The sequence below is a fragment of the Brevibacillus sp. DP1.3A genome (assembly GCF_013284245.2).
In the GTDB taxonomy this organism is placed as follows: domain Bacteria; phylum Bacillota; class Bacilli; order Brevibacillales; family Brevibacillaceae; genus Brevibacillus.
The window spans coordinates 6,521,480-6,534,603 of the sequence record NZ_CP085876.1; the positions used below are offsets into that span (position 1 = coordinate 6,521,480).

The 13,124-nt window shown below is 44.5% G+C and carries 6 protein-coding genes; 1 reads left to right on the top strand and 5 read right to left on the bottom strand.

The window, feature by feature from the left end; all coding sequences use genetic code 11:
- Window positions 1–27 precede the first annotated feature (27 nt).
- The 3 genes from HP399_RS30150 to HP399_RS30160 form a co-directional block, all read right to left on the bottom strand.
- Window positions 28–3,219 (bottom strand): hypothetical protein, encoded by a 3,192-nt coding sequence (locus tag HP399_RS30150; RefSeq protein ID WP_173620402.1) that lies wholly within the window; start codon window positions 3,217–3,219, stop codon window positions 28–30.
- Between the two features lie 81 nt (window positions 3,220–3,300).
- Window positions 3,301–4,776, bottom strand: a complete 1,476-nt coding sequence (locus tag HP399_RS30155) for an RtcB family protein (RefSeq protein WP_173620401.1) — start codon at window positions 4,774–4,776, stop codon at window positions 3,301–3,303.
- 364 nt (window positions 4,777–5,140) lie between these two features.
- Complete coding sequence (locus tag HP399_RS30160; protein ID WP_173620400.1) at window positions 5,141–6,229, bottom strand: ankyrin repeat domain-containing protein; 1,089 nt, start codon at window positions 6,227–6,229, stop codon at window positions 5,141–5,143.
- A 232-nt stretch (window positions 6,230–6,461) separates the two neighbouring features.
- Between HP399_RS30160 and HP399_RS30165 the strand changes: the two genes are divergently transcribed.
- Window positions 6,462–9,575 carry a S8 family serine peptidase gene (locus HP399_RS30165; RefSeq protein WP_173620399.1) on the top strand — a complete coding sequence of 1,038 codons (3,114 nt, stop codon included), beginning with the start codon at window positions 6,462–6,464 and terminating at the stop codon, window positions 9,573–9,575.
- Window positions 9,576–9,759: 184 nt separating this feature from the next.
- Here HP399_RS30165 and HP399_RS30170 read toward each other — a convergent pair whose 3' ends face one another.
- Both HP399_RS30170 and HP399_RS30175 read right to left on the bottom strand, forming a co-directional pair.
- Window positions 9,760–11,115, bottom strand: coding sequence for a hypothetical protein (locus HP399_RS30170; protein ID WP_173620398.1), 1,356 nt, complete (start codon window positions 11,113–11,115; stop codon window positions 9,760–9,762).
- 434 nt (window positions 11,116–11,549) lie between these two features.
- The gene (locus HP399_RS30175) at window positions 11,550–13,049 is read right to left on the bottom strand and encodes a malate:quinone oxidoreductase (protein ID WP_173620397.1); all 1,500 of its coding nucleotides are present in this window, start codon (window positions 13,047–13,049) and stop codon (window positions 11,550–11,552) included.
- Between the last annotated feature and the right edge of the window lie 75 nt (window positions 13,050–13,124).

Below are 13,124 nucleotides of genomic sequence, written 5' to 3' on the forward strand. Positions count from 1 at the left end.
TCTCTTTTTTATTTTCCCAAAAATAATTCACTCCCCAACATACTGAAAAGCACTTATGCTAATATCCCCTCTGGTTCGTTTCGTGACCATTCTATTCAAGAATGCGAGCAGATTTTTCTGATCAGCGAAACTGACGTTGAATGCATTGCCGATATTGCCATATCCGTGTGAATCGAAAACGATATATGATTGATTAATCTTCACAACCGCAATCGTATAACTGCCGATGACAATGGCGTATCCAATTTTAGGAGCGTCGGAGTTTGAGAGGATATTTTCAAAGAAAGTAGCAAATTCCGTTGCCTTCAAAGTCCGATTTTCGAGAAAAGCGATTTCAATCTGATCTCTGATCTGTACGTGATGCGCTTCGTATGGATTCAAATAGCTTCCTTTGTGTAGTTTGCCTTCGCTGCCTCTGATTGTTTCTTTGTACAACTCTGCACCGCTATTCAGTACTTGATCGATTTCCTCAGTGGATAGCATCCGACCTTCCTTCAAGATGGCGGTAATCGCCATGAGTGAATGAGCGGAGCAAGCCGAGCTTTCCGCTACTCGTTTAAATTGGTTGCGAGTTCCTTCCACACGGACTGGTGGCTGAACTTCTAAGTCCATGGCTACTTCCTTTTCTTCCGGTACCTGTTCACTCTCGAATAAAAACTCATCTTCCAATTTAAGCTCCTGATCCATGGCCCCCGTAACGTGGACAAATGGCTTATCTGCGGCAACATAAGGGGACCCAGATTTTTTGAGCTGTTCCATTTGTTCGTTCACTTCTTTTAAGTCCCTCTCATACTGCTTCCAAAGTGCATGTTTTATTTTCCACTTTTGCTCGTAATCCGAAACTCTGGAGCGATAAATCTCGATATCACGCTTTATTTTATCACTCTTTACTTTGGTCTTTTCAGCTGCCTCGAGCTTATTCTTGTTATTTTTAATATGCTTGGCGTAAGCAGCGGTATTTTTGCGGGCCAATGGCATCGCTTCATCGAGGAACTTTTTACGCTGGATGATTTTGATTTGCTGCATGATTGGTGAATTCGCTGTACCATCGGGATTCCATCTCTTATCTCCGTCCGGATTAAGCACCCTCATGTCAGAAATCGAGTGTTCATTAAACCGCAATGCGACAGGATACTTCCCTTCCGGCCGAAATAATTTGCCGATCAGTTTCTTAAGAAAGTGAACCCGTTCCTCGTCTTTTTTCTTACGGAATTCTTCAAGAAGGTGATCACGGTAACCGCTTCTTTCAAAATACCGAAGCTCATGTATAAGCGAGAGCGCAATGCCTTCCCGAATCTCTGGTCCGTAAAACACGTAATCCATGAAATTGGTCTCTCTGTCCACATCCTCGTATCGCTCTGAACCTTTTGCCTTCAAGTTCGTCTTGGAGAATGTTGCTTTAGGTTTTTTCCCAGTCTGTGGAATATATCCGTACTTATAATTTTGCTTGTATTGGTTTGTATTGCCTTTACTCGGTATCTCAGCTTGCCGAATAAGCGCACCCTTGTGGTCATAGTAGCTAATCATTGTATTAGAGGACAGTGGTTTGAGCTGGTCGAACATCGATACCCATCCATCATACTCAATAAGCGACATATCACTGGAAATTTGCGTTCCGCCGTAACGTGTTTCAATTTTTTCGTCGCCAACGTCTACACGGAAAAAAACAAATCCGTGATTTCCGAGCTTTTTCACGTTCCCTGGCGTGCTGAATTCCGACTTCCAATTGGGATTTTTCTTTGAGTATTCGGCAAAAGAGTCCAAGCTGCCGTCATTTGCTATGGGATGAAAGTTGGGCGTGGCATGCTTAACAGTAAACGGTAACCCGTAGACGGCCAAGAATAGTTCCTTCTCGTCTGCAATTAAACAGCCCACGCCTCTATTGAAATACGTCTCCAGTTCTTCTGGATTCGTTTCAAAATGCATCTGTGCATTGTCGATGAGTTGCTCATGCAGCTTGTGGATATTGCGCTCCGAAAGTAGCTTGATCGGATTTGCTTTGTCCTTATCTTTCTTTTTGGGGTGTGTAAAGTACGGATCATTTGGATAGAGGTAATGCTTTACCCCGGCATATTTGTCGAGCTGTTCGGCTATATCGTCAGGATCATCACTTACTTTGCTCAAAGCGTCCTGCAATAAGAGCTCATACTCCTCCCATTTCTCCTTCGTGTCGATGTTAAACCCGCGTGAACGGGGATTAGGAATCCCAAGCTCTTGCTCCAAATACGGCTCGACAACCTTATGATCCATCCATGTAAAACTGCTATATGTCTCCACCACATCGTCATACGCTCGCAAGGCCTTCATTTTTATCAACGTTTTTCTACGGTATGCCGCCAACTCGTCTTTGAGCTTCGCCGATTTCCATTTGGCACCTTCTCTAATGTTGGCGTAGGCATGACGCTTTTTCCAAATTTTGATGATGCTTTGCCCTGCACTTGCCTTCTCACTCATTTCCTTGTCATCGGGTTCGTCAAGCGGCCGTGAAACATCGCCCTCCTCCATATCTTTCAGTTTTTCTTCTGCCTGCATTAACACGAGAGAAGCTTTTAGCAACATCGGATTGTAATCATCGATAATACCGTACATTCCTTGATAGTTCCGGTAGTTTTTCGCATCCTTCAGCTTGGAAGAGCCATTGAGAGTAGTCAAAATAAAGGTACGCAGCTCAGATGCGTTTTTCACATGCAATTGCAACTGCTCTTTATTCAGTCCGCCATTGATGAGTGTATGAACGTATTCATTTAACCGCAAAATCTCTTGAATAAACTCGTCGAAATGAATTTTCTCCTCGTCCTCCGCTCCGGACATCCCTACCGTTTGAAGCTTGCCCGTCGTAGTTTTGGCAGCTTCCTCATTCGAATCGTCGATGCTCCCTGTAGAAATTTGATTCTCTAAACCGATTTCGTCCTGTTGTTCATTCTGCTTTACCTTCTTTTTGGGCTGGCCTGACTTTTCTTCGATTTTCAAGGAATCAGAGTTTTTTGTATTAGCATGTTTCCTTTTTTCTCCCGAACCTTTTTCCTTGCCCTCACGCATGAGTTGTAGGACAGCCTTGTTGCCGTATACGCTTTGCAATTGTAAAATCGATCGTTGACTGGATCTAGACTGTTTGGACAATAAGGGCATGATTGACGAAGCATTGGTCTTACCTATCTCCTCATGTTGATTCGCATGGGGGTGTTGGTTGTTTATTGGAGTGGATTGCCGCGTGAACATGAACTTCCTCCTGACCACGAGTGAATTCTCACTTGCTGTCTACTCATGTTGCTCCTGTCTACAAATAATGGCTTCCTTGTCTTACCCTTTCACCGTAGCAATCGGCGCCACTTCGGCTACAATCTCAGCCATCCCATGATCCACATGCGACTGAATCACCGGAGTAATATCTTTATAGGCATAAGGCGCCTCTTTTTTCAGCTCTTCTTCCCATTTCTTCAAAATATCGCTCCGTCCGCGCAAGTCCGCCCGCTTCGGGTCAATCGGATTGATCACACGGAAATTGGCAAGAAACTCGCGAAAGCGGTCATCGTCCACTTTCACAGCATCGCCGCGAGAAAGTGCACGACCTGCGCCATGGCTTGCACTAAACAAGCTATCCCGATTGCCGAGCCCTGCCAAAATATAGCTGTGCGAGCCCATGGAACCGGGAATAAACACAGGTTCGCCCGTATACTGAAACGGCGTTCCCATCATTTGCTCGGCCGATTTCGCCGTACACGACCCTTTTCGATGCAAAAATCCACCCACCTGCTCGAGCTGCTCTTCCCATAAATAATTATGAGGCGCATCGTACAACAGCCTGTGTTCAAAATCGCCCAACACATCGGAAATCGATTTGTACATCATCAGCCCCAGCATCAAGCGATTGGCAAATGCAAAGTTCGCCGCATTGTGCAGGAGACTCCAAAACATTTTCCACTGCGGTTCGAAACGCTCAGAGAGTGGCAAGGGGTACATGCCGTTATCCGGATGCTTCAAGGAAGTCGAGTACATCTTTTTCAGCATCTCTTTGATCCATGCACCGCTGTGATAACCAATGGAAACGGAGCCGGTATGAATCATGAGGACGACTTGCCCTTCTTTCAGCCCCCACTGACTGGCGATAGAGCCCTGATGCACTTTTTTGACCACCTGAATCTCAAAAAAATGATTCCCACCGCCAAGCGAGCCGATTTGTGCATCCCGAGAAAGCTCGGCAGGACCGAGAAAATCATCGAGGCCAATCGTCGATTCCGCGATAAAAGACCCCATTTTATTAACATGGCTCAAATCGAGCTCCTGCTGCTTCTCGTTGTAATAACGCCAAATTCCCTCGCCATTCGCTTCCTTGTGGCTGTCTAGTATGCCGATCAGACCTTCCTTGAACATTTTCTCGCGCATCTGCCGCGTCATGGGAATATTGCGGCCCCCTTCGAAAAAAACATGGCGCACATTCCGTTCAATGGCATCCAGATGTGTGCGAATCTGTTCCTCGCACAAATCCGTAACATACAGACGCATCCCGCAGTTAATATCGTTGCCAATCGCTTGCGGCAGCACAAACCCACGCGTAAACAGCGTCGTGCCTACAGGAATGCCGCTTCCTTTATGAAAATCGGGCGTAATGGCTACTTCCAAAACCCCAGCATCGGGATCGTCAAAATAATCGGGCGAATGCTTTTGCAACGTTGCAATTGTTTCATTCACCTCTAAGAGCCGATGCAGCTCCTCTACCGCATTGTTTTCTACTTTTACTTCCGGATTGATGAAATACTTAATCGGAGTGTTGCTCAATAGAAGACCACCTTTATTTATTTTTCAGGAACGTACGTTCTATATTTTCCAATAGAAAAAGCCGCTTTCCTGCTCATTTCTTCATTCCTGGATGAAAAAATGCGGCATGGAATCGCAGCCTTTACGCTTAAAGCTATTGTGTTATCACATGGGCGTTATCCGCAATCTATGAGAAACGGAATTGGCTCACCCTTAAACAACGCGATTGCGTAAAAGGCATACCTATGGAGTTGGATCTTTGCTTGGTTACGTATGCGAACATGTTTGAATCCTCCTCCTTTCGTTTCTTGATCACGATCTTATCATTGGATAAATTTTACTGTCAAGCCCCCGAATTATCGAGGGCCCGTGTGATCTTTCCCTTTTACATCGAATCTAATTCGCCTTCCATAAACTTGATCAGGTACACATCAGCCTGCGCGATAAATTCTGTAAAGCTGCACAAATCCGCATACTCCTGATGCTCCTCATCATAGCAGCCGATGACACCCTTTTTCTTCGGATTCCACACAAGATGCAGATGGGAGTAGTTGTCGATTTCGGCAGACAAACGCAGCAGCTTTTGCCGACCGATTTTCATCTCAATCGTATCGGTCAATGTGAAAAAGTCGATATACGCGATGTCATACTCATTTTCCGCCAGCTCAAGACGCAGCTCTTCTCCGGTAAGGAAGCCAATCAGTTCTTCGGTCAGTTTATATTTTTGCAGCTCGTACTTTCTGTTCTCCACATCATGTAGCTCGGCAGGCTCCAGCGATTTCAAATACGCAGCCAACACCGTATCTTTATTGCTGACCGCGATGGTATAAGGCCGCTCGCCACCCTTTTCCGCTATCATAACGTCCGCACCGCGTTCAACCAAATACTTGACCATGGCGACATTCCCCAAGCGCGTGGCAACTGTTAATGGGGTCGCTTGATACGGATACACCATATTCGGTTTGTTGTAATTGATGTCCACCCCATGATCGAGCAAGTAGGCCGTGGTCGTAAGGTCATGATCCGACACGGCTTCACGCAATACATCGCCGCCATGCAGTCTTATATCCAGTCCCAGCTCTTGAATGAGCGGGATGTTCTTTTTGTTGCCGTAGTAAGCCTCCGAATAAGCGCCTGAGCGCACCTGATTGAGCATGTCCAGCTTGGCGCCTTGCGCTACAACATAGCGAACGATCTCTTCCTTGCCATAACGTACGGCCTTCAAAAAAGCCGGTTTATTTTTGACATTCAGATTAACGCCATGCTCTACCAGCAGCTTAACAACTTCTAGTTTCTCCGATACAAGTGCCAGATCCAACGGACTTATCGTCGTATATTCGCTAAGCACGATGCCCTTTTCTATATCCCAGCCTGCCGCAATCGCATCTTGCAAAGCCGTGACATTTCCTTGATAAATATGCATCGCGATTTCCGGCAGCTCTTCGAACCTCCCGATATCTTTCAACTTGATCATCGATTACCCTCTCCTGTCCTATGCCTTATGAAAAATATAAAAAATTAATTGGCAAAAAACAACAAATTATTACATTATCCCTCTTGATTCGTTTGAAAATACATGCAATTTTGTCTAATTTTGACGAATTTGCTCGATAAAAAGTTTTTTCCCAATAAAAGGAGTAGTCTTACGGGAAGAGAAATACTTATGCAAATCGTCTTATACATAATTTTTTAAGGAGAGTGGACCGATGAAGAAGATGCGTACTCTCGCTTCTCTTACGCTTGCAGCATCACTCATGCTGAGTGGCCTTCCTTACAATGCACTGGCAGCGGCGGAGTTTAGCGAACAGGATTGGGAGAAAGTAAACGAATATACCAACGCGGAAGTAGAGCTTGGCTCCGAAATCTCGAAAATATCCCCCCTGCTGAACACCAGTTCCAGTAAAAACGTCAGTGTCATTATTGAGCTGAACAGCGAGCCTTCGATCACAGCTAAACACGAGGAAGGTTCAGAATCTTCCGTTAGATCGTTGCGAGCAAAAGTAGAGGAGGAGCAAGAATCTTTCCTCGATGAGGCAAAAGACAACAAGGTCAAACTGAAGGTAAAGCGCAAGTTTGAGCATGTATTCAACGGTATGGAAGTAACAGTGTCAGCCGACGAATTAGAAGAGCTGGCTGGATTGCCACAGGTGAAACGCATTTATCAAAATACGTATTATGAGCTTCCCGAAATTGATGCCGTCAGCGAGAAAGCATCGTCCACTAAATGGGATCAGGCCCCGCTCCAACAAATCGGCGTTCTCGATATGTGGAAGGAAGGTCTGACAGGGAAAGGATTGAAGGTCGGCGTCATCGATACGGGTGTCGATTACAAGCACCCTGATCTCAAGGATGCTTATAAAGGCGGATATGACTCCTTCGACAATGACAAAGACCCTTATGAACAAGCGCCAATCCCTGTGGAAGAGGACCGCGATGGAAAAGGATATGAAGGCTCCAGCCATGGAACCCACGTCTCCGGAACCATCGTAGGACGCGCCAAAAACAGGACCTCAGATGTACAGGTAAAAGGGGTTGCCTACGGTGCAGACCTCTACGTCTACCGCGTATTGGGCCGAGGCGGCGGTAGCTCCGCTCAGGTCATCGACGGTATCGAAAAAGCGGTGAAAGACGGCATGGATGTCATTAACCTGTCGCTTGGCTCCGCTATGGAGAAGGACTCTGACTCCCCAGATGCCATCGCTGTGAATAACGCGGTGCTGTCTGGTGTGATCACTGTCGTATCGGGTGGGAATTCAGCCGACGATGAACGCGGCAGACATTTCTACACGGCGGGATCACCTTCTGGAGCGAGGCTACCGATCACAGTTGCAGCGGTAGACTCCCCTACCGTGCAATATGACGGCTCAGCAACCTCGTCCTTCGGAGCCAATTACGAATTCCCTGTGATGGCATGGCAGGTCAGAAAGGATAACTTCTCCTCCATTATCGGAACCAAAGCGCTGCCAGTCGTCTATGCCAACCTTGGCTCTCGCAGCGATTTTGAAAAGGCAAATGTAAAAGGCAAAGTCGCTCTCGTTTCCCGTGGTTCTCTCGGTTTCACGGAAAAAATCGATAACGCCCGAAAAGCTGGTGCTGTCGCTATCGTGGTCTTTAACGGTAACGACGTCGACGGGGATGGCCAAGCTGACCTGGATATCCGTGATCGCGAAGGATATGTCAACACGATCCTGGGTGACCAGATCGAAGCGATCCCTACCTTTGACATGAAGGGTCTGGAAGGCCGAACACTGGCAAAAGAGCTGTTGGCTGACCCTGCAAAAGCGAAAACACTGACGTTCACGTTCTCAGGAAACTACCCAAGCACAAATGATCCGGGCGACCGCATCGCCGGATTTAGCTCACGTGGTCCAATCATGGGCGACGATTACAGCATCAAGCCGAATCTGGCTGCGCCAGGTGTAGCCGTTCTGTCCAGCTATCCATCTTGGAGCAAGCTCATCCCTGACGCCAAGTACGACAAGGCATACGCCCGTCTAAACGGTACAAGCATGGCAGCTCCACACGTTTCCGGTCTTGCCCTGCTGTTGAAACAGGCACATCCGGACTGGACACCTGCCGATATCAAGGCAGCGCTCGCGAACACTTCAAAACCGTTGTATAGCCCAGACGGCTTACTGTACGATGTCTACTCCCAAGGTGCTGGCCGCGTAAACGGCCATGCCGCGTCGAAAACACCTGCTGTTCTGACAACAGTAGAGCAGCTCACCATTTTGGGCGAAGATTTTGAACCGAAGACCATTCCGTATTATGCGGATAACGTTTCCTTTGGCTTGCTGAAGGCTGGCAGCAATACCGTCACGAAAACGCTCCAGCTGAAAAACCTGTCCAAGAAAGAAGTTTCTTACGAAGCAAAAGTGATCATGCATCCGTCCGTCACGACAGATCCGTACAAACCAGGCTCCAAAACGCCAGATGTCGATGATATCGATGTGGAAATCTCCGATGATTCCATCGCCGCTAAAAAAGGCGATGCGACCACATTTGAGCTCAACCTGTCCGTTGACTCCGATGCAAAAGACGGCGTGTATGAAGGGGAAGTCCTGCTGACAGCGAAAGGCAACCCTGACCTGCGCCTGCCGTTTGCTGTACACGTGGGAGACAAGCGTGAGGATACCAACTTCGGTTTCGACAACCTGAAGCTGTCCGATACGACAATCACGCCTGATGGCGATGGCAATGAGGATTCGTTCACACTCGAAGCCGAGCTGCAAGCCAAAGACGTGAACCAGATCTCTGTTGAAGTATGGAACATGGACGATAAATACGTCGGTACGCTCGCATCCGTGTTCAACAATTACGCGCTGATTGCACCAGGCCCTATCACCTTCTCTAATCTCGATGGTACTTACTACGATGGTAGCCAAGTAGCGAAGAAACTCGATCCAGGCAAATACAAGCTGAAGCTCGTCGGTCGAAGCGTTGACCAAAGCAAGCCGAAGGGTGAGCAGATTGTAAAAGAGTACGAAGCTTGGAAATCCTTCATGATTAAGGTGTCTAATAAAAACGCAGTCTTGTCCAAGGTAGTTGAAGAAGCCGAGGAGCAATTCGAGTTTGAGGTTGCGAACACCACAGAACTGGATCAACCAGTGCTTTCCCTGCCGGAAGAGAGCGATGAAGTGACTTATCAGGTGACAAAGAGCACTGATGAGGCGTTTATCGACGATGAGGGGATTTTGAAGGAGCTTCCTGCCGAAGGTGAAGAGACAGTTACGCTGTATGTGACGATTACTTCTAAGGAAGATGAGTCGGTTACGCGGACTGTGAAGGTGGAAGTGACGTTGGAAGCGGTAGTAGAGTAGCGAGATTGAATACTTGAAAAAGAATAAAGGCTCCGTCAGGATGTTGTGACGGAGCCTTTAATATACTAATACAAAATCCTAGCTGATCATATTTACCGTTAATTATTGTACGGATTACCAGATGATAGACTGCTCAAGAAGCATATGAAAGGTTGATTGATTGGATTATTTGAAATAACAAAAATTAAATAAAGTCAAAGATATTCATTTGCTCAGTTTCATTCTTCTTTTTGTTATCAGGATTTTTTTTACTTGAAAATATTTTATCTCCATTTAACCTATCATCCATCTCAGAAAGTAATGCTTCCCATGGCCATTTCACTGATAAATGTCTACGGTAAAAAAGAAGCTGTCTATCAACTGCAGTTATTTCATCATTTGAATCGTTAAATGCAATTACGAGCCCTCTTCCATCTTCATCTACTTGAAGCTCCTCAAGTTTATTTAAAACTACTCTGAGATTATTTTTTTGAATTCTGGGTTCTCTGTTATGTGCAATTTGATAGATTTCATTCAAATCTAATCCATTAATCAATTTTTCGTCATAAGCATCCACAATTATTGCCATAGCATGAGCATATATGCCCGTAGAATCTTTCCTTTTTCTGATTCCAGCTGATACTCTTCTAGCAAATTGTTGGTATGTTGCATTAAGATCGTCCGCATATTTACTAGCAGCAGACATAAAAAAATCATAATCTTGTATCTCAATACATTCAGTATATCCTTCAAAAACCCTAGCTTTGTCCAATGTTAACAATAGTAACTTCTGTAATATACCTACGTTACCGAAACAATTGTCTATAATATTAGTTTCTATCTTATTTGTAAATTTAATATTTAATGCTTTACTTCCTTTTACAATTACTGCTTTTAAATCTTCAGTAGACCAATAAATAGAGAGTTCTACAATTCTACCCGTTAGGTCAGGATTCAAATACGTTAATAAATTATTCTGGGACCAAACTCCGATAATAATTACAAAACAACCATAATCCCATAGCGCCTTTAGATCATAGGAAAATTTCTTTCTTTCTTCTGTTGATAAGTAATGAAAGTCTTCTATTACCAATCTTCGTTCTGAGAAGATAATTATCTCGGCTATAAATTTTAAATCATTAATATCTTGACCAACAGGTTTTTCTTTTATTGAATCGCTTTTATCTGACCCAAATGAAGCTTTTAAGCCTAATTTAGATAATATTCCAGCACCAAAACTGGTTTGTGCCTCAATTTGTCCTCTTAAATTAGATCCTTTAGACTGCTCGATTGTTAATTTTATTCCCAATTGAGCTAGAGCATCTGTATAAATATCAATAATTGACTTTCCATATCTACATTGTATTACTATAGAATTCGGAATATTCTTTTGTCTAAACCATGATTTCCCACATTTCGATTCGCCTCGTAACGCAATATGCGTAGGCCTACCTAAGTATCTTTGAACTTCAATGTCTAAGTTTCCTCTATCTATATAAGAATCATTAAGAATTGTATTTGAAAGACCAAATACATCTTGAGTTTTTTTAGGTGTCAACATTTATTCTCCTAATTTCAATTATTTGAATAGTAGTATTATAACATCATAATGGAAAAAATTTGAACTACAGTCATTAACTTTTCATAAATAGAATATACTACTATCATGAATTGCTATTGAAAATTAAGACGAATAAGATTGAAACCATTCTTACAAAGCTAATTAAAATACTGGTCCAAATGAATCTTAAAATTTGCAAAAAGTTAATACTAACATTAATGTATTGTGCAGAAAATTTTGTAACCTACCTCCCAAAAACCTTTCCCTTACTAATGTAAGACTCATCCTGTCCTCTCTAACTGAGAAATCAAAAAAAGAACCTTCAATCCAAAAGCGGATCAAAGGTTCCATGCTTTATTTAACTATCATTGCTTTTTCAATCTCTTCCTCATAGAATCATTTATCCACTGATGAAAAAGATTGCCATTAACTAATTAACTATAAGCCAGTTCCTTCTCGCTTAGACCAAGCACCTCGTCTGTCGAACGTTGAAGCTCTTGGAGAAGCTCTTCGTTTTGCAAGAGTGACACGCCATAAGAAGGAATCATTTCTTTGATTTTCGGTTCCCACTCTGCCATACGTTGTGGGAAGCATTTTTCTAATACCTCAAGCATAACCTGAACAGCTGTAGAAGCACCCGGAGATGCGCCGAGCAATGCAGCTACGGAGCCATCAGCGGCACTAACCACTTCTGTACCAAATTGAAGGGTACCTTTTCCTGCTGGTGTATCCTTGATAACTTGCACGCGTTGACCCGCTACCACGATACCCCAATCCTCGCTTTTCGCGTTCGGAATGAACTCCCGTAGTTCTTCCATCCGCTTTTCATGCGATAACATAACTTGCTCGATCAGGTATTTGGTCAATGCCATTTCTTTTACGCCTGCCGCCAACATCGTAATGACGTTGTTCGGTTTTACGGAAGTGATCAAATCCATGTTGGAACCTGTTTTTAAGAACTTTGGCGAGAATCCCGCAAAAGGACCAAACAGCAAGGATTTTTTGTTGTCGATGTATCTGGTATCCAGATGCGGTACCGACATTGGAGGAGCGCCGACCTTTGCTTTACCGTACACTTTTGCATGGTGCTGGTCTGCCACTTCCTGGTTTTTACAAACCATGAACAATCCGCTTACCGGGAAACCGCCGATATGTTTGGACTCTGGAATACCGGTTTTTTGGAGCAGATGCAAGCTTCCGCCGCCACCGCCGATAAAGACGAATTTGGCAATATGGTCTTCGATGTTACCGGTAGCCATATTGTACACTTTCAATTTCCACATGCCGTCGCTCGTACGTTTGATATCCTCAACAGCATGGTTGTAGTTAATCGCGACGTCTTTCGTCTTCAGGTAATCAAACAACATACGTGTCAAAGCACCAAAATTGACATCCGTACCAGAGTCGATTTTGGTTGCAGCTATTGGTTCATTCGATGCGCGGCCTTCCATGATAAGCGGAATCCATTCCTTCAGTTTTTCAGGATCATCGGAGTATTCCATCCCTTGAAACAGAGGATTGTTTGCCAGCGCTTCAAAACGTTTTTTCAAAAAGCTTACATTCTTTTCGCCTTGCACCATACTCATATGAGGTATTGGCATGATAAAGTCTTGCGGATTTTGGATGAGATTGTTTTTTACAAGGTAAGCCCAGAATTGTCTGGACAGCTGAAAATGTTCATTGATTTTAATGGCTTTGCTAATATCTATAGACCCGTCAGCTTTCTCGGATGTATAGTTCAGCTCACAGAGTGCCGCGTGGCCAGTACCCGCATTATTCCATTCGTTAGAGCTTTCTTCGCCTGCTTTTGCGAGTTTCTCAAAAACTTTGATTTCCAACTCCGGTGCCAATTCTTTCAGTAATGCTCCCAGAGTTGCGCTCATGACACCTGCACCAATCAAAATAACGTCTGTTTTTTGCTGTATGGAGCTCATATTACCCTTCCTTATCTACTGTTTTTGTAAAAAAGAAGTAGTAGCTCCTTGCCCCGTTGCAAGACGCTACGAAAA